The organism is Streptomyces sp. NPDC102270 (genome assembly GCF_044766405.1).
GTDB lineage: Bacteria > Actinomycetota > Actinomycetes > Streptomycetales > Streptomycetaceae > Streptomyces.
The window spans coordinates 211,027-232,429 of record NZ_JBIWLX010000002.1; the positions used below are offsets into that span (position 1 = coordinate 211,027).

Annotated in this window: 17 protein-coding genes; 11 read left to right on the forward strand and 6 right to left on the reverse strand. The window is 72.1% G+C overall.

Annotated features, from left to right (window positions below; genetic code table 11):
- Nucleotides 1-120: 120 nt before the first annotated feature.
- The 3 genes from ACIRP7_RS03885 (at nt 121) to ACIRP7_RS03895 (ending at nt 3,892) form a co-directional block, all read left to right on the forward strand.
- Complete coding sequence (locus ACIRP7_RS03885) at nt 121-873, forward strand: VOC family protein (protein WP_403653516.1); 753 nt, start codon at nt 121-123, stop codon at nt 871-873.
- Between the two features lie 170 nt (nt 874-1,043).
- Entirely contained in the window at nt 1,044-3,392 is a 2,349-nt protein-coding gene (locus tag ACIRP7_RS03890; protein ID WP_403653519.1) for a PQQ-binding-like beta-propeller repeat protein, read from the forward strand.
- 23 nt (nt 3,393-3,415) lie between these two features.
- Nucleotides 3,416-3,892, forward strand: coding sequence for a hypothetical protein (locus tag ACIRP7_RS03895; RefSeq protein ID WP_403653522.1), 477 nt, complete (start codon nt 3,416-3,418; stop codon nt 3,890-3,892).
- Here ACIRP7_RS03895 and ACIRP7_RS03900 read toward each other — a convergent pair.
- Genes ACIRP7_RS03900 through ACIRP7_RS03910 form a run of 3 tightly spaced genes read right to left on the reverse strand, consistent with a single transcriptional unit; the run spans nt 3,889 to nt 6,219 of the window.
- The gene (locus tag ACIRP7_RS03900; protein WP_403653525.1) at nt 3,889-4,674 is read right to left on the reverse strand and encodes an enoyl-CoA hydratase/isomerase family protein; all 786 of its coding nucleotides are present in this window, start codon (nt 4,672-4,674) and stop codon (nt 3,889-3,891) included. The two genes, ACIRP7_RS03895 and ACIRP7_RS03900, sit on opposite strands and share 4 nt — an antisense overlap.
- The gene (locus ACIRP7_RS03905) at nt 4,659-5,066 is read right to left on the reverse strand and encodes a Zn-ribbon domain-containing OB-fold protein (RefSeq protein WP_403653527.1); all 408 of its coding nucleotides are present in this window, start codon (nt 5,064-5,066) and stop codon (nt 4,659-4,661) included. The genes ACIRP7_RS03900 and ACIRP7_RS03905 overlap by 16 nt, the downstream gene beginning before the upstream one ends.
- A 1-nt stretch (nt 5,067) precedes the next feature.
- Nucleotides 5,068-6,219, reverse strand: a complete 1,152-nt coding sequence (locus tag ACIRP7_RS03910) for a lipid-transfer protein (RefSeq protein ID WP_403653529.1) — start codon at nt 6,217-6,219, stop codon at nt 5,068-5,070.
- Nucleotides 6,220-6,324: 105 nt separating this feature from the next.
- Here ACIRP7_RS03910 and ACIRP7_RS03915 point away from each other — a divergent pair, with 105 nt between their 5' ends.
- A complete protein-coding gene (locus ACIRP7_RS03915) occupies nt 6,325-7,875 on the forward strand; it encodes a FadD3 family acyl-CoA ligase (RefSeq protein WP_403653532.1) in 1,551 nt (516 codons plus the stop codon).
- 85 nt (nt 7,876-7,960) lie between these two features.
- Here the strand turns inward: ACIRP7_RS03915 and ACIRP7_RS03920 are convergent, their stop codons facing one another.
- Nucleotides 7,961-8,149 (reverse strand): hypothetical protein, encoded by a 189-nt coding sequence (locus ACIRP7_RS03920; RefSeq protein ID WP_403653535.1) that lies wholly within the window; start codon nt 8,147-8,149, stop codon nt 7,961-7,963.
- Between the two features lie 640 nt (nt 8,150-8,789).
- On the reverse strand, nt 8,790-11,894 hold the full coding sequence (locus ACIRP7_RS03925; protein WP_403653538.1) for a BTAD domain-containing putative transcriptional regulator: 3,105 nt from the start codon (nt 11,892-11,894) through the stop codon (nt 8,790-8,792).
- Nucleotides 11,895-12,611: 717 nt separating this feature from the next.
- Between ACIRP7_RS03925 and ACIRP7_RS03930 the strand changes: the two genes are divergently transcribed.
- The 7 genes from ACIRP7_RS03930 to ACIRP7_RS03960 all read left to right on the forward strand — a co-directional run bounded on the left by ACIRP7_RS03930 (nt 12,612) and on the right by ACIRP7_RS03960 (nt 20,814).
- Complete coding sequence (locus ACIRP7_RS03930; RefSeq protein WP_403653540.1) at nt 12,612-13,853, forward strand: amidohydrolase family protein; 1,242 nt, start codon at nt 12,612-12,614, stop codon at nt 13,851-13,853.
- On the forward strand, nt 13,853-14,767 hold the full coding sequence (locus ACIRP7_RS03935) for an LLM class F420-dependent oxidoreductase (RefSeq protein ID WP_403653543.1): 915 nt from the start codon (nt 13,853-13,855) through the stop codon (nt 14,765-14,767). Before ACIRP7_RS03930 ends, ACIRP7_RS03935 begins: the two co-directional genes overlap by 1 nt.
- An 11-nt stretch (nt 14,768-14,778) precedes the next feature.
- Nucleotides 14,779-15,549 (forward strand): SDR family NAD(P)-dependent oxidoreductase, encoded by a 771-nt coding sequence (locus tag ACIRP7_RS03940; RefSeq protein WP_403653546.1) that lies wholly within the window; start codon nt 14,779-14,781, stop codon nt 15,547-15,549.
- 131 nt (nt 15,550-15,680) lie between these two features.
- The gene (locus tag ACIRP7_RS03945) at nt 15,681-16,799 is read left to right on the forward strand and encodes an LLM class flavin-dependent oxidoreductase (protein WP_403653549.1); all 1,119 of its coding nucleotides are present in this window, start codon (nt 15,681-15,683) and stop codon (nt 16,797-16,799) included.
- A gap of 14 nt (nt 16,800-16,813) precedes the next feature.
- Entirely contained in the window at nt 16,814-18,547 is a 1,734-nt protein-coding gene (locus ACIRP7_RS03950) for an amidohydrolase family protein (protein ID WP_403653552.1), read from the forward strand.
- A 163-nt stretch (nt 18,548-18,710) separates the two neighbouring features.
- The gene (locus tag ACIRP7_RS03955) at nt 18,711-20,144 is read left to right on the forward strand and encodes an aldehyde dehydrogenase family protein (protein ID WP_403654240.1); all 1,434 of its coding nucleotides are present in this window, start codon (nt 18,711-18,713) and stop codon (nt 20,142-20,144) included.
- A gap of 133 nt (nt 20,145-20,277) precedes the next feature.
- The gene (locus tag ACIRP7_RS03960; protein ID WP_403653555.1) at nt 20,278-20,814 is read left to right on the forward strand and encodes a DUF3455 domain-containing protein; all 537 of its coding nucleotides are present in this window, start codon (nt 20,278-20,280) and stop codon (nt 20,812-20,814) included.
- Nucleotides 20,815-20,902: 88 nt separating this feature from the next.
- Here ACIRP7_RS03960 and ACIRP7_RS03965 read toward each other — a convergent pair whose 3' ends face one another.
- Nucleotides 20,903-21,403 carry a cupin domain-containing protein gene (locus ACIRP7_RS03965; protein ID WP_403653558.1) on the reverse strand — a complete coding sequence of 167 codons (501 nt, stop codon included), beginning with the start codon at nt 21,401-21,403 and terminating at the stop codon, nt 20,903-20,905.

A 21,403-nucleotide genomic window follows, 5' to 3' on the forward strand; every position in this document is an offset into this window, starting at 1 on the left:
GTCAGCTTACCGAGGGGTGATCGGAGCGCGATTCGGCCGACTGCAAATGGGGTGCGCGAGGTCCGGGAGACGGGTGTGCCTGGTCCTGCGGGGTGCGTGCGTCACCGTTACTTTGACGGTATGGCCGAAAACAGGGCATCCGCAGACGGAACGGGATACGGCGAGGGCGTCCCCTGCTGGGTGGACGCTCAGCTGCCCGACGTGGCCGCCGGCAAGCGGTTCTACGGCGAGCTCTTCGGGTGGACCTTCCAGGACCGTACGGATGCCCAAGGGGGTTCGGTGTGGGCCCACCACGAGGGCCGACCCGTCGCCGCCCTCGCCCGCAAGGCGGACGGCCGCATGCCCACCGTGTGGACGGTCTACTTCGCCACCCCGGACATCGAAGGCCTCGCCGACCGGATCTGGGCGGCCGGCGGACAGGTCGTCACCGCGCCGATGCCGGTCGCCGAGCTGGGTACGTCCGCCCTGGTCACGGACCCGGAGGGGGCCGTGTTCGGCCTATGGGAGCCGGGCGGCCACCCCGGCTTCGGAGCCCGGCACGAGCCCGGCACCTTCGCCTGGACCGAGCTGTACGCGCGCGACACCGAGGCCGCCAACGCCTTCTACGGCGGGCTCTTCCACGATGCCCTCTTCGGACCCGAGGCCCACCCCGACTTCGGCCGTGCCCCCGTCTCCGACGTGTTCCCCGTCGAGATGCCGCCCCATTTCCTCGTGCACTTCGGTGTCGAGGACTGCGAGTCGGTGCTCGGGACGGTCGGCCGGCTCGGCGGACGGGTCCAGGCGCCGCCATTCGAGACGTCGTACGGAAAAGTGGCCGTCGTCACCGACAATCAGGGGGCGTCATTCGCCGTTCTGGAACGATCGGAGCGGTAGAAGGATCCGCTTTGGTGCGTGACACCCTATTTGACCCTGGGTTCGCCACCAGGCCTCAGGCCAGGAAGAATCAGGGTCGCGTGCCGCCATGGCGGTGCGGTGGTGAGACGCTGCACGGGGTCGCGTACATATGTGGGTGGCGCGGCTTGTACGGGGAGGTGGCAGGCAGAGTGGTGGATCAGCTGACGCAGCACGATCCGCGCAGGATCGGGCCGTTCGAGGTGCTGGGACGGCTCGGTGCCGGCGGCATGGGGCTGGTCTATCTCGCGCGCTCGGCGTCGGGCCGGCGGGTGGCGATCAAGACGGTCCGTACGGAGCTCGCCGAGGACCAGCTCTTCCGCGTCCGCTTCACCCGGGAGGTGGAGGCGGCCCGGGCGGTCTCCGGCTTCTACACGGCGGCCGTGGTCGACGCCGACCCGCGCGCGGCGGTGCCGTGGCTGGCCACCGCGTACGTCCCCGCGCCCTCCCTCGAAGAGATAGTGAACGAGTGCGGGCCGCTCCCGGCCCAGGCGGTGCGCTGGTTCGCGGCGGGTGTCGCCGAGGCCCTGCAGTCCATCCACGGCGCCGGTCTGGTCCACCGTGACCTCAAGCCCTCCAACGTCCTGGTGGTCGAGGACGGACCCCGGGTGATCGACTTCGGTATCGCGTCCGGCGTCTCGAACACCCGTTTGACGATGACCAACGTCGCCGTCGGCACCCCCGCCTACATGTCCCCCGAGCAGGCGAAGGACTCCCGCAGCGTCACCGGCGCCAGCGACGTCTTCTCGCTCGGCTCCATGCTCGTCTTCGCCGCCACCGGCCACCCGCCCTTCCACGGCGCCAACCCGGTCGAGACGGTCTTCATGCTGCTGCGCGAGGGCCCCGACCTCGAAGGACTCCCGGACGAACTGCGTCCGCTCATCGAGTCCTGTATGCAGATGGACGCCACCGCCCGTCCCAACCCGGCCGACCTCCAGGCCCAGCTGGCACCCCACCTCTTCGGCTCCGGCTCCGACGACAGCGGTACGGCGTCGGCGTGGCTGCCCGAGAAGGCCGTCGCCATGATCGAGACCCGGCGCGGCGGCCGCCCGGCGCCCACTCAGACCGGCGGTGCCCGCAGCGGAGGCGGCCGCCCCGCCGTCGTACCGCCACCGCCCGCCTACGACCCGGCGCCGCCCGTGCCCGTCCCGGCCGGCGCCCCCGACACCGGCCCGGTGCGCCTCGCGGGCGCCCAGGTGCCCATCGGGCCCGGACCGCGCGTCGCCGACGCCCGGGCCGCCGCCGTGAAGGCGCCCCCGCCGGAGGCCGGCCTGGTCGCCTCCTGGTCCCGGCCGCGCCCCGGTGTCAACGGTACCGACGCCGCCGTGGGCCCGGCCGTACCGGTGCCCCCGCCCGCCCCGCCGGAGAACGCGGCAGGCTGGCGGCCCTGGCGGTTCCGCATGTCGAACGACGTGTGGGGCACCCCGGCCGTCGCCGGGGACCTCGTCTACGTCACCTCCTTCGAGGTGCACGCCCTGGACGTCGGCACCGGCCGCCGCCGCTTCAAGACACGGGACGTGGCCTGGTCGATGGCGGTCGCGGACGGCCGTATCCACGCCTCCGACGGCCCCACCCTCTTCGCCCTCGACGCCCGCGAGGGCGCCGACCAGTGGCGGCTCGGCACGGACGCCTGGGTGTACTCCCTCAAAGCCGAGCACGGCACGGTCATCACCGGCACCCGCGGCGGTGGCGTCCAGGCATGGGAGGCGTCCAACGGGCACAAGCTCTGGGAGATCGCCGGCTGCCAGACCGACTTCGAGTCCCCCGAGGCCGGACCCGCGCTCCACCAGGGCACGGTCTACGTCTGGCAGGAGGGCCGCCTGCGGGCCCTGGACGCCCGCACCGGCGAGGAGCGCTGGGCGTTCCCCATCGGTGACGCCGCGTCCTGCGGCGGGGTTCCGATCCGGGTGGCCCAGGCCCACGACGGGTACGTGTACATCTCGGCCGGGACGCGCGTCATGGCCCTGGAGGTGGCGAGCGGACGGGTCCGCTGGCACTTCGAGGCCCCGGCGGTCTTCCTGTGCCCGCCGGCCTTCGTGCCCGGGGCCGCGGTGACGGGCGGCGGGATCTACCTCGCCGACTACCTCGGCACGGTGTACGCCCTCGACGCGACCGACGGCCGCGACCGCTGGCGCATCGCCACCGAGGCCCGGGCATCGGTCGAGCCGGTGCTGGTGGCCGGCGGCCATGTCCACGTGGGCAGCGGCAAGGGCCTGTACACGCTGGACGCGGTCACCGGCACGCCGAAATGGCGGTTCCAGGCCGGCGGGGACATCGTGGGAGCGCCCGCGGTGGCCGAGGGCCGTATCCACTTCGGGTCCACGGACCACCTGCTCTACACCCTGAAGGCCGACGACGGGCGCCTGCGCTGGAAGCTCGCCACCGGCGGGGAGATCACGGGGTCGCCAGTGGTCAAGGACGGAGTGGTGTACGCGTGCAGCAAGGACCGGTGCGTGTACGCGCTGGACGCGGAGAAGGGGACGGGGACCGCGCGGACCTAGCGTTCCGCCATTAGAGTGATCACATGCACACACGGGGGCGCGTTCTCAAGTTCACGGCTGTGTCGGTGCTGGTGGTCCTGTCGCTGACGGGGTTCTCCACCGGGCACAAGAGCAGCGGGCGGCACAAGAGCAGTCACGGGGACAGCGACGGTGGCGGGGGGTGCAGCAGCTCCAGCCAGGACCACGACAGCTACACACCCCGTACGACCAGCACCCGCCGCAGCTCGGCACCCGAGGACGGCACCGCGCGCGTGGTGAGCTGTGCGACGACGGCGACCCCCTACGCGACGGTCGAGGTCACCAACCCGAACAGCCGCCAGGCCACCTTCGAGGTCGAGTTCGCCTTCGCGGACGCGGCGGGCAAGGCGCTGAGTTCGCAGACCAAGCAGATCAAGGTGCCCGCGAGGGGCACGTCGAACGTCCAGGTGAAGGCGGGCCGGTCCGTCCTGGCCGAGCTCGACCACTGCCAGGTCGAGCCGGAAGCCGACCTGGTGCGCTAACGCAGCCGGAATCCGGACTGCCGGGAACGGAACAGCTCCGCCTGCCGGTCCGGGGGGAGGTTCCCGAGCGCGACGAGGTGCGCCGCCTGCGCGAAGCCCTGTGCCACGGCGGCCTCCTTGGCCGCCCAGAGCGCGCGGACCGTGCCCTGCACCCCTTCCGGCGGATACCCGGCGATGATTTCGGCGGCGGCGGTCGCGGCCGCCAACGCCCCGCCCGGCTCGGTGAGTTCGGTGACGAGCCCGATGGCGTGGGCGCGCTCGGCGGAGAGCCGTTCCGCCGTTCCCATCAGTGCGAGCCGCGCGGCCTCTCCATGGGGCATGACCTGCGCCATGAGCACCGACTCGTAGGCGCTGACCATGCCGTAGGTGGTGTGCGGGTCGAAGAAGGTGGCGGCCGGGTCGGCGACGAGGAAGTCGCTCTCGCCCAGGAGATAGAAGGCGCCCCCGCAGGCCATCCCGTTCACCGCGGCGACGACCGGCTTCCAGAGGTCGTTGGACTTGGGACCGGCACGCAGGAGCGGATCGTCCGCCATGTAGGGGGAGTTGGGCTGCGGCACCTCGGCGTCCCGGTCCAGGCCCGTGCAGAAGGCCCGCTCCCCGGCGCCGGTCAGGACCACGGCCCGAATGGAGTCGTCGAAGCGCAACTCCCGCCACGCGGCGACGAGTTCGTCCCGCATCTCCAGGTCGATGGCGTTCAGCCGGTGCGGCCGGTCGAGGGTGACGACGGCGACGCCGGTGTCCTTGTCGGCGGTGACCCTGAGGCCCCTCACGCCGGCACCCACTGCGGCATCCCGTCCGAGAACACCACGTGCACCCGGGCGCCGATACGGATCCGGCCCGGGTCGAAGGAGTTGACGGGCGCCCCGGCCACGGCGACCAGATTGCCGACCAGCCGTATCCGGGGAGCCTCCTCCAGCTCGACCACGACCACGTTGTACGGCACCAGCGCCGCGTAGTCGGGCAGGAGGGGCGGGTGCGGGACGACGTAGGACCAGATCCGGCCGCGCCCGGAGACCGGGCGCCACTCCTCGGCGAACGACTGGCAGTGCGGGCAGCAGGGCCGGGGCGGGAAGCGGAGTTCGCCGCAGTCGGCGCAGGCCTGGACGCGCAGTTCGCCCCGGGCCGCGTACTCCCAGAAGGGGGCGCCCGTGGCGTCCTTCACCGGTTCGAGCATGTCAGCTCCTGTTGGTCAGCAGCAGGGCGGAGGTGGGAACGCCCTCGCCGGCGGTGACGAGGCAGGTCGCGGCGTCCGGCACCTGCGCGGTACTGGTTCCGCGCAGCTGCCGTACGCCCTCGTCGATGAGGTTGAAGCCGTGCACATAGGCCTCGGACAGCCCCCCGCCGCCGGTGTTGATCGGCAGCCGTCCGCCGATCTCCAGGGCGCCGCCCTCCGTGAAGGCGCCGCCCTCGCCGCGACCGCAGAAGCCGTAGCCCTCCAGGGAGAGCGGGACGAGGGAGGTGAACGCGTCGTAGATCTGGGCCACGTCGACGTCCTGCGGGGTGAAGTCGGCGTGTTTCCACAGGTGTCGGGCGGCGGTCCAGGCGGGGCCGGTGAGCGGGTCGTCGTTCCAGTAGTTGACCATGCCGTGATGCTGGGCGGGCAGGCCCTGGGCGGCGGAGTGGACGTAGACGGGGGTGGTGGGGCAGTCGCGGGCGCGCTCCCTGCTGACCAGCACACACGCCAACGCCCCATCTGTCTCCAGGCAGTTGTCGAAGAGGCACAGCGGCTCGCTGATCCAGCGGGAGGTCATGTACATCTCGCGGGTCAGGGGGCGGTCGTACATGATCGCGGCGGGGTTCTGGTTGGCGCGGTTGCGGCAGGCGAGGGCGACGTTGAAGAGGTGGTCCCGGGTGGCGCCGTACTCGTGCATGTACCGGCGGGTGAGCATGGCGATCTCATCGGCGGGCCGGAGCAGGCCGAAGGGTCTCGTCCACTGGGCGGGGGTGGGAAGCTGGACGGTGGTGTTGGTCCAGGGGCGGGGGCCCGAGCCGCGCTTGCGCGACCGCCAGGCGACACCGACGCTCGCCTGGCCGCTCGCGATGGCCGCCGCGAGATGGGCGACCGTCGCGCACGAACCGCCGCCGCCGTAGCCGACCTTGCTGAAGAAGGTGAGGTCGCCGAGGCCGACGGCCTTCGCCAGCTCGACCTCGTCCGTCTCCTCCATCGTGTACGAGGCCAGGGCGTCGACCTCGCGGGGCGCGATCCCGGCGTCGTCGAGGGCGGCGAGAACGGCCCGGCAGGCCAGGGTCCGTTCGTCCTCGGCGAGGTGTTTGGCGAACGGGGTCCTTCCGATACCGACGATCGCCGTGGCGTCCTTGAGGGTCACGCTGCACGCACCTCCGCACACTGTAAGGCCTGCTGACAGCCCGTCAGGCTACAGCTAATCTGACGGGTAGTCAGCTAACGCGTTTCCGCTTTCGGGGAGGCCGATGTGGAGTGGCGGAGCATCCCGGAGCTGGTCGCCCGGGCCGCGCAGCGGTACGCCGCCACGGAGGCGGTCGTGGAGGGCCGCAACCGGGTCACGTACGGCGAGTTGGGCGCCCGCGTGGAGCGGGCGGCGGCCGCGTGCATCGCGAACGGCGTACGGCCGGGCGACCGGGTGGCCGTCTGGGCCCCCAACTCCCTGGACTGGATGGTCTCGGCGCTGGGCGCGGTGTCGGCGGGCGCGGTCCTGGTCCCCCTCAACACCCGCTTCAAGGGCACCGAGGCCGCGGACGTGCTGCGCCGGAGCGGGACCCGGCTGCTGTTCGTCACCGGCACCTTCCTGGGCACCTCGTACGTGGCGTCCCTGCGCCGGGCGCTCGCCCGGGGACCGGGACTGCCGGAGCTGGATCAGGTGGTGGTGCTGTCGGACGACGCCCCCGCCGACTACCGCACCTGGAAGGACTTCCTGGCGAGCGGGGACGGGGTCGGTCAGGCGGAGGTACGGGCGAGGGCCTCGGCGGTCGAGGGGTCCTGGCCCTCGGACATCGTCTTCACCTCCGGGACGACGGGCCGTCCCAAGGGTGCGGTGATCACCCACGAGCAGACCCTGCGGGCGTATGACGTGTGGTGCGAACTGGCCGGTCTGCGGCACGGCGACCGCTACCTGATCGTCAACCCCTTCTTCCACACCTTCGGTTACAAGGCCGGGGTGATCGCCTGTCTGATGCGGGGGGCGACGATGATCCCGCAGCCGGTGTTCAACGTGGACACCGCGCTGGCGAACATCGCGGCGGAACGCGTCTCGGTGCTGCCGGGCCCGCCCACCCTCCACCAGTCGCTCCTCGACCATCCGGCACGCGATTCCCACGACCTGTCCGCGCTGCGCCTGGTGGTGACGGGTGCGGCGGTGGTGCCGTTGCGTCTGGTCGAGCAGCTCCACGGCGAACTGGGCGTGGAGACGGTCCTGACCGCGTACGGCCTCTCGGAGGCGAGCGGCATCGTGACGATGTGCCGGCGCGGCGACCCGCTGCCGGTGATCGCGTCCACGTCCGGACGGGCCATCCCCGGGACGGAGGTGCGGGTCGAGGCGCCGGCCGGGGAGCCCGGTGAGGTGCTGGTCCGCGGCTTCAACGTGATGCGCGGCTACTACGAGGACGAGGCGGCCACGGCGGAGGCGGTGACGGAGGACGGCTGGCTGCGCACGGGGGACATCGGCGTCCTGGACGCCTCCGGGAACCTGCGGATCACCGACCGGCTGAAGGACATGTTCATCGTCGGCGGCTTCAACGCCTACCCGGCGGAGATCGAGCAACTCCTCGGCCTGCACCCGGCGGTGGCCGACGTGGCGGTCGTCGGCGTGCCCGACGCCCGGCTCGGCGAGGTCGGCAGGGCGTACGTGGTCCGCCGCCCGGGCTCGGTCCTCACCGCCGACGACCTGATCGCCTGGGCCCGCCGGGAGATGGCGAACTACAAGGTGCCGAGGTCGGTGGAGTTCGTGGCGGGGCTGCCCAGGAACGCGAGCGGGAAGGTGGTGAAGGGGGAGCTGCGGCGGCCCTGAAGGACCCGCCCCCCGGACACGCCTCGGCCGCGACGGCTCCCCCTCCGCGCCGCCGCGGCCGATCCCCGTGCGTGGAAAGTCCTTGTCAGGCCTTCTCGTCCGTGGCGTGGTTGTCGAGCGGCTTGACCGTGCCGTCCGTCGTGCCGGCGGCCAGGGTGACGACCTTCTCGGCGCCGGTGGCGTGGTTGTCGAGCGGCTTGACCTCGTCCTCGGTCCGCGTGGCGTGGTTGTCGAGCGGCTTGACCGTGCCGTCCTGCTTCTCGGTTGCACTCATGGGTGGTGACTCTCCCGTTGGTGTGATGGGCCGATGCCCGCCCGGCGACTCCCCCGAGGGTCGCCGGGCGGGCATGTCAGGGTCGGTAACCCTAGCGATGGCGACCACCGCTGACCCGTCTGCCCCCCGACGCGACGGATCGACACCCTGAGGGTGCCGCGCGGCGATAAACGAACGATGAACGCCCGTCCGCCGCACGCCCTGCACGTCTGCCGACGGGGTGGGTGAGCGGGAGTCGGACGTGCAGGCATGCCACCTCTGTCGGCGGGGTGAGGGGGCGTCGGGTGTCGGTGGTGCTGGGTGGGGGCAGCGTCTTGTGCTGGACTCGGGCGCGGGGGCCTGCCGGCCCTGTCGGTGGGGTGGGCGCCGGCGGGGTTACACGGTGGCCGACGGGGTGAGCGGGAGCCGGGTGTTGGTGGCGGGGTGTGTGGGCAGCGGGGCGTGCGGAGTCGGGCGTCTGTGGCTCGCCACGTCTGCCGACGGGGTGGGTGAGCGGGAGTCGGACGTGCAGGCATGCCACCTCTGTCGGCGGGGTGAGGGGGCGTCGGGTGTCGGTGGCGCTGGGTGGGGGCAGCGTCTTGTTGCTGGACTCGGGCGCGGGGGACTGCCGGCCCTGTCGGTGGGGTGGGCGCCGGCGGGGTTACACGGTGGCCGATGGGGTGAGCAGGAGCCGTACGTCGGTGGCCTCCGGCGAGTCCAGTTGCTCGAAGATGCCGAGCGCCTCCTGCCAGCACGCCTGTGCCCGGCCGGGCTGTCCGAGCCCGCTGAGGGCGCGGCCGAGGACCGTCAGGACGTTGCCGCGCCGCCACTCGCCGCCGATGCCCCGCAGTACGGCCAGGGCCTGCTCGGTGAGGGCGGCGGCCTGCGCGGGACGGTGGCCGGCGAGGTGCGCCTCGGCGAGCCGGAAGAGGGTCATGCCCTCCCACAGCCGCTGTCGGCTGTCGCGGAACACCTCGAGCGCCTCCGTCAGCCGGTCCACGGCCGCATCGAGGCGTCCCTGCCCGGTGAGCGCCAGGCCCAGCGCGTAACGGCCGTTCGCCCCGCGCAGCGTGTGCCCCAGCCGGTCGTAGATGACGATGCCCTGCTGGGCGAGTTCCACGGCGCTGGTGCTCTGCCCCATGGCCAGGTGGATACGGGAGAGGTTGCACAGCGCGCTGGCCTCGCCCGCGAGGTTCCGGTCGAGCCGGAAGCTCTCGATGGCCTCCTTCAGGTACGCCTCGCCCTCGGAGTGGCGCCCCTGGTACAGCGCGATGATGCCGCGGTCGTTGGCGGCCCAGCAACGGGGCGCCAGGTCGTCCGCCGCACGGGCGAGGTCCATGGCCAGCCGGGCCTCCGCGTCGGCCTGCTCGAAGCGGCCGGCGACCAGATGGACGTTGGTGAGCGTGGTGAGCGCACGCGCGCGGCTGCGCGGGTCGTCCGCCGCGTCGGCCGCGTCCCGCAGGGCGACGGCGGCGACCTCGTACTGCTTGGAGTTGGCCCCCGACTCGGCCAGGTCCTTCGCCACCCACAGCAGATCCACCGCGCGTCGCAGCAGAGCCCCCTTGGCACACTGCTGGACGAAGGCGAGCAGGGCGTTGGCCTCCGCGTACAGCCAGTCCTGGGCGGTGTGGCGGTCCTCGAAGGACAGACCGGGGTAGCGGATCTCCTCCAGGTGCTCCACCAGCCGGTCGCCGGGCCGCTCGATGGCGTACACCGCCGCCGCGGTCGCGAGATAGAAGTCCAGGAGCCGCGACAGGGCGGCCTCCCTCCCCCACTGCCCGAAAGGCGTGGGAGGTGCCCCCACGCTCGGGGGCCACTCGTCCCGCTCGGCGCACGCACGCGCGTAGAGCCGTACGAGATCGTGGAACCGGTAGCGGCCGGGCGCCGCCGATTCCAGCAGGGAGGTGTCGACGAGGGCCTCCAGGAGGTCCTCGGTGTCCTCGACGGGCAGGTCCAGTACGGCGGCGGCCGCGGCCAGCGAGATGTCGGGGCCGTCGGCGAGGCCCAGCAGGCGGAAGGCGCGGGCCTGGGCGGGCTCCAGCTGGCCGTAGCCGAGTTCGAAGGTGGCCTTCACGGCGAGGTCTCCGGCCTGCAACTCGTCCAGCCGCCGACGCTCGTCCGCGAGCTTCGCCGCGAGGACGGACACCGTCCAGGTGCGGCGGGCCGCGAGGCGGGAGGCGGCGATGCGGATGGCGAGCGGGAGGAAGCCGCAGGCGGCGACCACGTCGAGGGCGGCCTTGCGCTCGGAGGCGACCCGCTCCGTGCCGACGATCTTGGTGAACAACTGGAGTGCCTCGTCGGGGGACATGACGTCCAGGTCGACGAGGTGGGCCCCGGCGAGGTCGACCATCCGCACCCGGGAGGTCACCAGGGCCGCGCAGCCTTCCGTGCCCGGGAGCAGGGGCCGTATCTGGGCCGCGTCGCGTGCGTTGTCGAGCAGGACGAGGATCCGGCGGCCGTCGAGGACCGAGCGGTACAGGGCGGCCCGTTCCTCCAGGGAGTCGGGGATCGAGGAGTCGGCGGTGCCGAGGGCTCTGAGGAAGGCGCCGAGGACCGTCTCCGGGTCGGCGGCCCGGGCGCCGGCGCCCTGGAGGTCGACGTAGAGCTGCCCGTCGGGGAAGGCGGAGCGGGACTGGTGGGCCACGTGCACGGCCAGCGTGGTCTTGCCGACGCCGCCGATGCCGGCCAGCGCGGAGACCGCCATCACGCGGCCCTCGGAGCCGGAGGCGAGCACTTCGCTCAGTTCGGTGACGAAGGAGGCGCGGCCGGTGAAGTCCGGGACGGTGGCCGGGAGTTGGGCGGGACGGACGGGGGCGGCGACCGGTTCGGGCTGCGGGGAGGAGGGTTCCGCGAGACCGGGGTCGGCCTGGAGGATGCGCTGCTGGAGCTCGCGCAGGCCGGGGCGGGGGTCGACGCCGAGTTCGTCGGCGAGCAGGCGGCGGGTGTCGGCGTAGACCGCGAGGGCCTCGGCCTGCCGGCCGCTGCGGTACAGGGCGAGCATGAGGAGTTCCCTGAGCCGCTCGCGCAGGGGGTGCTCGGCGGTGAGGGCGGTGAGTTCGGAGACCGCCTCCGCGTGGCAGCCCTGCTCCAGGTCCATGTCGAGGCGGGTCTCCAGGAGTTGCAGCCGCCACTCCTCCAGCCGCACGCGCTGTGCCTCGGCGTACGGCCCGGGTACGCCGGCGAGTACCTCGCCGTCCCACAGCCCCAGTGCCCGGGTCAGGATCTCCCGCGCGTGGCAGAGGTCTCCGGCGCTCCTGGCCTTCTCCGCCCGGGTGGCGAGTTCCTGGGCGGCGGCGAGGTCCAGCGCGTCCTCGCCGAGCCCGCGGATCGCGTACCCGCCGGACTCGCTGACCAGGATCCCCGGGTCGAGGATCTTGCGGAGCCGCGAGGCGTACGTGCGCACGGCGGCCAGCGCCTGCTCCGGCGGCTCCTCGCCCCACAGGGCGGAGATCAGCTCGGCGGCGGTAGCGGTACGGCCCTCACGCAGCAACAGGGCCGCGAGCAGGGCACGTTGCTGCGGCGACCCGGTGTTCAACACCTCTTCTCCACGCCGAGCCCGCACCGGCCCCAGCACGAAGAAGGACAACGGGGCGGGCGTCGTCTCGGGGTTCGTGTGCTGCCCGGCTGCGGCTGCGGGGCTGGTGTGCTGCTGCCCGGCTCCCGTCGCGGAGCGCGTGTCCTCGTCGGCCTTCGCGGCGGGGTTGGTGTGTTGCTCGGCTGCGGTCGCAGGGTTCGTGGACTGCCGGGTGCCCGCTACGGGGCTCATGTGGTGCCCGGCTGTGGCCGGGGGGTTCGTGTGCTGCCCGGCTGCGGTCGCGGAGCCCGTGCCCTCCCCAGCCCTCGGGGCGGGGCTCGTGTGGTGCCCGGCTGCGGTCACGGGGTTGGTGTGTTGCCTGGCGCCCGCGGCGGGGCTCGCGTCGTGCCCGGCCCCGGCCATCGACCCCGCGTGCTCCCCGGCTTCGGCCGCAGGGCTCGTGTGCTCCCCGGCTCCGCCCACCGCAGGGCTCGCGTCCTGCCCGGCGCCCGCCATCGACCCCGTGTCCTGCTCGGCTCCGCCCGCAGGGCTCACGTACTTCCCAACCCCCGCCACCGACCCCGCGTCCTTCCCAACCCCCGCCACCGACCCCGCGTCCTCCCCGGCCCCCGCCACCGACCCCGCGTCCTCCCCGGCCCCCGCCACCGACCCCGCGTCCTCCCCGGCCCCCGCCAAGAACCCCGCGTCCTCCCCGGCCCCCGTCGAGGAGCCGGGACGTCTCTGCTCCGGCACTCGCGGTGCACCGTCCATCGCCGTCCCCCTAGGGCCTGTTTACAACCCCGTCAGTCTGCCTTGTCCGCGGCGGATGCGTCAGCTGTGGAGAGGGTGATCACAGGAGGACGGGCCGGATGTCACAAGGTCCTCACCCGCCCTTCGCACACTTCCGCACAGGAACCGTCCCCTCGGCCCCCGTTCACGGAGCTGACGGGCCGTCAGATCAGCGCTACCGTGAGCGGCATGGAGACCACGACGGCACTTCCGAAGATCATTTCCGTCGACGACCACACGGTGGAGCCCTCCGACGTCTGGCAGAACCGGCTCCCGAAGAAGTACCTCGACACCGGCCCCCGCACGGTCCGCGCCCCGCTCAAGGAGATCAGCTTCCTCGGCGGCCGTTTCAAGCCCGTGATGGGCGCCCCGGGCGACGACGGACCCCTCGGCGACTGGTGGCTGTACGAGGGACTCCAGCGCCCCCTCACCCGCCTCGACACCGCGGTCGGCTACAGCAGGGACGAGATCAAGCTGGAGGTCATCACCTACGAGCAGATGCGCCCGGGGTCGTACGACGTCCCCGCCCGTCTCGCCGACATGGACGTCAACCACGTCCAGTCCGCCGTCTGCTTCCCGACCTTCCCCCGCTTCTGCGGCCAGACCTTCACCGAGGCCAAGGACCACGAACTGGGCCTGCTCTGCGTCCAGGCCTACAACGACTGGATGGTGGAGGAGTGGTGCGGCCCCCAGGCGCAGGGGCGCCTCATACCGCTCACCCTCATACCCCTCTGGGACGCCGAGCTCGCCGCCGCCGAGGTACGCCGCAACGCCGCCCGCGGCGTCCGCGCCGTCGCCTTCTCCGAGATACCCCCCCACCTGGGCCTGCCCTCCGTCCACTCCGACGACTGGGACCCCTTCCTCGCCGCCTGCGACGAGACCGGCACGGTCATCGCGATGCACATCGGCTCCAGCAGCCGTATGCCCTCCACCTCCGCCGACGCCCCGCCCGCCGTCGGCTCCACCATCACGTTCGCCAACTGCTGCTTCTCGATGGTCGACTGGCTGATGAGCGGCAAGTTCGAGCGCTTCCCGAACCTCAAGGTGATGTACGCCGAGGGCCAGATCGGCTGGATCCCCTACATCCTGGAGCGCGCCGACGTCGTCTGGGAGGAGAACCGCGGCTGGGGCGGCGTCGCCGACAAGGTCCACCGCCCGCCGTCCGAACTCTTCACCGAGCACGTCTACGGCTGCTTCTTCGACGACGCGTTCGGGCTGAGGAACCTCGACGCGATCGGCGTGGGGAACGTGCTGTACGAGACCGACTACCCCCACTCCGACTCCACTTGGCCGAAGTCCCGCGAGGTCGGCGAGGCCCAGATGGGGCACCTGGACGCCGACGTGGTGGAGCGGATCGTCCGCGGCAACGCCATCGAGCTGCTCGGGCTCACCCCGGACGGCCTCTGGGGCGGCCCGAAGTGATGGAGTACGGCATCCAGCTCCCCGTCCAGTCCCAGTCCACGATCTACGCCGAGCCCTGGGAGGCCGGCGCCGGTCCGGAGGACCTCGTCGAGGTGGCCCGGGCCGCCGACCGCGCCGGGTTCGCGTACATCGCCGCCTGCGACCATGTGGCGATCCCGCGCCGCCTCGCCCCCGCGATGAGCACGGTCTGGTACGACCCGGTCGCCACCCTCGCCCACCTGGCGGCCGTGACCGAACGCGTGCGCCTGCTGAGTCATGTGGCGGTGGTCGGGCTGCGGCACCCCCTGCTCACCGCCAAGCAGTACGCCACCCTCGACCACCTCAGCGGCGGGCGCCTGATCCTCGGCGTCGGCGCGGGACATGTGCGGGAGGAGTTCGAGGCGCTCGGGGTCGACTTCGCCGGGCGCGGGGCCGTACTCGACGAGTCGATCGACGCGCTGCGCACAGCCCTCGGGCCCGAGGAGTACCCCGAACACCACGGCAAGTTCTACGACTTCGAGGGCCTCGGTCAGCGTCCGAGGCCCGCGCAGTCCCGCGTACCGGTGTGGGTCGGAGGTTCCTCCCCGGCCGCCGTGCGCCGGGCCGCCCTCAAGGGCGACGGATGGCTGCCCCAGGGCGACCCCCGCGACCGGCTGCCCGCGCAGATCGAGCGGATACGGCGGCTGCGGCCACAGGCGGGCCGCGAAGGACCGTTCACCGTCGGGGCCATCGCCGAGCCGCTCCACCTCGGCACGCCCACGTGGGACGTCGGCCGCCGCACGCTCAGCGGCGGCCCCGACGAGCTCGCCGAGTCCCTGCGCGCCTACCGCGCGATGGGCGTGGACCAGATCCAGGTGCGCTTCCGCAGCCGCGGCCGTACCGAACTCATCGACCAGATCTCGGCGTTCGGCGCCGACATCGCCCCCCACCTCTGAGGAGTCACCGCATGGGCAAGCTGGACGGACGTGTCGTGCTCGTCACCGGCGCGGCGCGCGGGCAGGGCGAGCAGGAGGCCCGGCTGTTCCGCAAGGAGGGCGCCGAGGTCGTCGTGGGCGATGTGCTGGACGAGCAGGGGAAGTCGCTCGCCGAGGAGATCGGGGCGCTGTACGTCCACCTGGATGTGAGCCAGGAGGCCGACTGGCGGCGGACGACCCAGGCCGTCGTCGAGGAGTACGGGCACATCGACGGGCTCGTCAACAACGCCGGCATCCTGCGCTTCAACTCTCTCCTGGACACACCGCTCGACGAGTTCATGCAGATCGTGAACGTCAACCAGGTCGGCTGCTTCCTCGGCATCAGGACCGTCGGGCCGGTGCTGTCCGACGGGGGCACGATCGTCAACACGGCCTCCTACACCGGGGTGACCGGGATGGCGGGCGTGGGCGCCTACGCGGCTTCCAAGCACGCGATCCTCGGGCTCACCCGGGTCGCCGCGCTGGAGCTGGCGCCGCGCGGCATCCGGGTCAACGCCATGTGTCCCGGGGCCGTCGACACCGCGATGTCCAACCCGGCCGTCCTGGACCCGTCCGCGGACGCCGAGGAGGCCTCCCGGGGGCTCGACCGGTTCTACCGCAAGCTCGTGCCGCTGGGCCGGATCGGGCGGCCGGAGGAGGTGGCGGCGCTCGCGCTGTTCCTGACCTCCGCCGACTCCTCGTACATCACCGGCCAGCCCTTCGTGATCGACGGCGGCTGGCTCGCCGGGGTCTCCGTCATCTGAGGCCCTCGCCGTCATCTGACTGGCCATCAGCTATTGACGCTGTATGCGCCCGGTGCCACAGTCGGCGGCAGATCAGAAATCTGACGGAGTGTCAGAAACGGTCGGGAACAGACTGGGGACGGTGAACCTCCTTGGAATTCGGGCTCTTTGTACAGGGATACGTGGGCAAGCGCGCCGAGACCGACCCGCTGGCCGAGCACAAGGCGCTGATGGAGGAGACCGAGTACGTCATCCAGGCGGACCGGTCCGGCTTCAAGTACGCCTGGGCGTCCGAGCACCACTTCCTGGAGGAGTACTCGCACCTCTCCGCCAACGACGTGTTCCTCGGCTACCTCGCGCACGCGACCGAGCGGATCCACCTCGGCTCCGGCATCTTCAACCCCCTTGCGCAGGTCAACCACCCCGTGAAGGTCGCCGAGAAGGTGGCCATGCTCGACCATCTCACCCAGAACCGCTTCGAGTTCGGCAGCGGGCGCGGGGCCGGGTCGCACGAGATCCTCGGGTTCATCCCCGGGGTGACCGACATGAACCACACCAAGGAGATCTGGGAAGAGACCATCGCCGAGTTCCCCAAGATGTGGCTCCAGGACGAGTACACCGGCTTCCAGGGCAAGCACTGGCAGCTGCCGCCCCGGAAGGTCCTGCCCAAGCCGTACGGGAAGTCGCACCCCGCGATGTGGTACGCCGCCGGGTCGCCGCCGTCGTACGCGATGGCCGCGCGCAAGGGGCTCGGGGTGCTGGGCTTCAGCGTGCAGAAGGTCTCCGACATGGAGTGGGTGCTGGAGCAGTACAAGACGGCGGTGGTCGACGCCGAGCCGATCGGGGACTTCGTCAACGACAACGTCATGGTGACGACGACGGCGATCTGCGCGCCGACGCACGCCGAGGCGATCGACATCGCCGTGCGCGGGGACCTGCACTACCTGCCGTCCCTGGTCTTCCGGTACCACGACACCTTCCCGCGGCCCGAGGGGTTCCCGGTGTGGCCGGAGACCCTGCCCGAGTACACCGCGGAGTTCGTCGAGCTGCTCATCGAGGAGGAGCTGCTGATCTGCGGGGACCCGGACGAGGTGGTCCGGCAGTGCAAGCGCTGGGAGCAGGCCGGGGCGGACCAGCTGAGCTTCGGGCTGCCGGTGGGGGTGCCCAAGGAGGAGACGCTGCAGACGATCCGGCTCATCGGGGAGCACGTGATCCCGAAGATCGACACGGATCCGGTGCATCGGACGACCCGGTTCCGCGAATCCGTCTGAGGGGGGTCGGTTCCATGCTCGATCACGTCATCAAGGGGGCGACCGTCGTCGACGGGACCGGGACGCCCGCCTTCACCGCCGACGTCGGCATCCGGGACGGTCGTATCGCCGTGATCGGCCAAGGGGCCACCGAAGACGCCCGGACCGGCGAGGACGCCACCGGGCTCGTCCTCGCCCCCGGTTTCGTCGATCCCCACACCCACTACGACGCCCAGCTGTTCTGGGACCCGTACGCGACCCCCTCCCTCAATCACGGGGTCACCACGGTCGCCGCCGGGAACTGCGGCTTCACCCTGGCGCCGCTGAACCCGGACCGCCCCGACGACGCCGACTACACCCGCCGGATGATGTCCAAGGTCGAGGGGATGTCGCTGGTCGCCCTGGAGGAGGGCGCACCCTGGAGCTGGCACTCCTTCGGCGAGTACCTGGACGCGCTCGAAGGCCGGATCGCGGTCAACGCCGGTTTCATGGTGGGCCATTGCGCGCTGCGGCGGTACGTCATGGGACCGGACGCCGTCGGAGGGCAGCCGTCCGAGGAGCAACTCGCGGCGATGCTGCGGCTGTTCCACGAGGCCATGGACGCCGGCGCCTGGGGGTTCTCCACCACCCAGTCGTCCACGCACTCCGACGGGGACGGAAAGCCCGTGGCGTCCCGGCACGCGCTGCCCGCCGAACTCCTGGCCCTGTCCCGGGCCGTCGCGGAGCACGAGGGGACCCAGATCGAGGCGATCGTCGCCGGGTGCCTCGACCAGTTCAGCGACGCCGAGATCGACCTGTTCGTGGAGATGAGCGCGGCGGCCGGACGGCCGCTGAACTGGAACGTCTTGACCATCGACTCGTCCGTGCCGGAGCGGGTGCCGAGGCAGCTGTTCGCGAGCGAGCGGGCGAGGAAGGCGGGCGGCCGGGTCGTCGCCCTCACCATGCCGATCCTCACCCCCATGAACATGTCCTTGGGCACCTTCTGCGCGCTGAACCTCATCCCCGGCTGGGGCCCGGTCCTCGCGCTCCCGGTCCCCGAGCGGATCGAGAAGCTCCGCGATCCGGACGTACAGAAGGAACTGCTCCGGCAGTCCCAGGCCAAGGAGGCGGGCGTCTTCCGGCGGCTGACCAACTTCGGGCGGTACGTCGTCGGCGACACCTACAGCGAGGCCAACCGCGGGCTCAGCGGGCGGGTCGTGGAGGACATCGCGGCCGAGCGCGGGCAGGAGCCGTTCGCCGCGCTGGTCGAGATCTGCGCGGCCGACTCCTTGCGTACGGTCCTGTGGCCCATGCCCACCGACAACGATCCGGCGTCCTGGGCGATGCGTGCCGAGGCCTGGCAGCACGAGGACGTCCTGCTCGGCGGGTCCGACGCGGGCGCCCACCTGGACCGGATGTGCGGGGCCCCGTACACGACCCGCTTCCTCGGGGACTGTCTGCGCGGCCGGAAGCTGACCTCCCTGGAGAAGGCCGTGAAGATGCTCACCGACGACCCGGCCGAGTTGTTCGGGCTGCGGGAGCGCGGGCGGATCGAGGAGGGCTTCCATGCGGACCTCGTCCTCTTCGACCCCGAGCGGATCGCCGCGGGCACGGCCACCCTGGTGCACGACCTGCCGGGCGACAGTCCGCGGCTGGACTCCAAGGCGATCGGGATACGGGCCGTGTGGGTCAACGGGGTCGAGGCGATCCGGGACGACGTGGTGAGCGGGGCCGTACCGGGCCGGGTGCTGCGGTCCGGGCGGGACACCCGGACGGTGAGCACGAGGTGACTCCGTCGGGCGGTGCTTCGACTGGTGGCTCCGGTGGCTCCGATGGTTCTCCGGGCGTCCTTCGGGGGGTGACCGGGAGGTGACGGGTTTGACGGGCTCGGGTGGTTCCTTGAGCGGTGCCCGCCGGGTGACCGGTTCGGGTGGTTCCGCGGGCGCGCAGAAGCTGTTCGTCGGCGGTGAGTGGGTGGCGCCGGACGGCGGGCACTACGCCGTGGTCGATCCGGCCGCCGAGGAGACCGTCGGGTGGGCTCCGGAGGCCTCGCGGGATCAGGTGCACGCGGCCTGTGCCGCGGCCCGCGAGGCCTTCGGGCCGTGGTCGCGTACGGCGCCGGGGGAACGGGCGGCGATCCTCGCCCGCGCCGCCGACCTCATCCGCTCCCGCCTGGTCCCGTACGCCGAACTCGCCCAGGCCGAGACCGGGGCGACCACCGCCACGGCCCGCGCGATGCAGGTCGGTGTCGCCGCCGCCCGCTTCCGGCGGTACGCGCAGGTCGAGCCCGCCGAGTGGGCGATCCCGCCGCAGATCAACGAGGCCGGGCCGATGGGGCGGGCCGCGGTGATGGGCGCGCTGGCCGTCCGGCAGCCCGTGGGGGTCGTCACCTGCGTCACGTCGTACAACAACCCCTGGGCGAACCCGGCGGGCAAGATCGCCCCCGCGCTCGCCATGGGCAACACGGTGGTCGTGAAGCCCGCCCCGCAGGACCCCCTCTCCGTCTACCGCATGGCGGAGGCGCTGGAGGCCGCCGGGGTGCCGCGCGGGGTCGTGAACGTGGTCAGCGGGCGCGCGGTGGAGGTCGGCGAGGCCGCCGTCGACTCGCCGGACGTCGACATGGTCAGCTTCACCGGCTCCACCGCGGTCGGACAGCGCATCGGCGAGGTGTGCGGGCGGTCCATGAAACGGCAGTTGATGGAGCTGGGCGGAAAGGGAGCGGCACTCGTCTTCGAGGACGCGGATCTCGGGTCGGCCGTGGCCGGGATCGGGACCACCTTCTCCTTCTACAGCGGACAGATCTGCACGGCACCGACCCGGGTACTGGCGCAGCGGGGGGTGTACGAGAGGCTGGTCGAGAGGCTGGCCGGGTACGCCGGGCGGCTGAAGGTGGGGGATCCACGGGAGCCGGACACCGTCGTCGGCCCGGTGATCTCCGCCGCGCACCGGGAGCGGGTGGAGTCGTATGTCGAACTCGGGCGCAAGGAGGGTGCCTCCGTCATTGCCGGAGGTGAACGGCCCCCTCTGAACCGGGGTTTCTACGTCGCCCCCACCCTCCTCGCGGGCTGTGGAGCGGACATGCGGGTGGTCCGCGAGGAGATCTTCGGCCCCGTCGTGACCGTGACGCCCTTCGACGACGAGGAGGAGGGCATCGCGCTCGCCAACGACAGCGACTACGGCCTCATCGACTACGTCTGGTCGGCGGACGTGGCCCGCGCCTTCCGCGTGGCACGGCGACTGCGGGCCGGGGGAGTCGGGGTCAACACGGTCGGCCGCAACATGGAGGCACCGTTCGGAGGCTTCCGCAGCAGCGGGGTCGGACGGGACTGCGGCTCGTACGCGCTGCACGCCTACAGCGAGGTGCAGTCGATCGTCTGGCCGGGGTGAGCGGGTCTCTGGGACGGAGTTCGGCCAACTGGCCGGTAACCCTCGGTTCGGCCCGTAGAGTCCCGGACCGGAGGGCGGTGGCATCGATGTCGCCGCCCTGACCGACAGTCAAAATCCCTTCCGGAGAACCGACTTGAAGCTCACCAAGCGACTCGTTCTGACCACGGCGGGCCTCGCCGCCGCGACGGCCCTGCTGGGCACGACCACCGGTTACGCGATCCCCTCGGAACCCGCGCCGAAGCCGGTGAAGGCCCCCGCGGCCCTCAAGGTGCCCGACGGCAACAAGCTGACCGGCGTGTACCCCGCCCGGGGCGTGCAGACGTACACCTGCACCGACGGTGCCTGGAAGCTCCTGGAGCCGGCCGCCACCCTGTCGGACCGGAGAGGCCGTACGGTCGCCCTGCACTCCCGTGGCCCCGTCTGGGTCTCCACGGTGGACGGCAGCGCGGTGAACGCCGCGGCGATCGCCAACTCCCCCAAGACCGGCACCATTCCCGAGCTGCTGCTCCAGGCCACCGCGACCCGGGGCGCGGGCGTCTTCGGGGGCGTCTCCTACATACAGCGCCTGAACACCACCGGCGGTGTGGCCCCGGCCACCGCCTGCACCGGAACGGACCAGGTGAGCGTGGCGTACACGGCGACGTACGCCTTCTACAAGCCGGCGAAGTGACGCGGGTGAGTCTCTGAGCGGCGCGGCGGTGGCTCCCGTCGGAGCGGGGCCGCCGCCGCGCCGCCGCCTGCTCAGGTGCTCCCGCCACTCACAGGAACTCGCTCCGGTAGGTCGAGGCCAGCTCGGCCGCGCGGCGGCGGCGCTCCGCGAGCTCGTCCTGCGACAGCTGCGGCGGCGGCGCGTCCTTGCCCGCGACGACATCGCCGATGCGCGTGAAGTACTCGTCCTGGCCCGCGGGGGTGCACATGCACAGCATGCGGGCCGGCGCACCAGAGACGTTGCGGAAGTTGTGCGGGGCGTTGGCCGGGATGTTGACCGTGGACCCGGCCCGTACGGTGTGCTGCTCGCCGCGGAAGGTGAACTCGATCTCGCCCTCCAGGATCGTGAACATCTCCTCGAAGTCGTGCCGGTGCGGCGGCGGGCCGCCGCCGTCGGGGACACGCATGTCGATCAGGCAGTACCGGCCGTCGGTCTGCTCGCCGGTGACCAGCATGGCGTACGTGTTGCCCACCAGGGAGATGTACGTCGTGCCGGGATCGTCGGGGTCCGCCACGGTCAGCGAGCGGGACGGGTCGTCGTCAGGGATCAT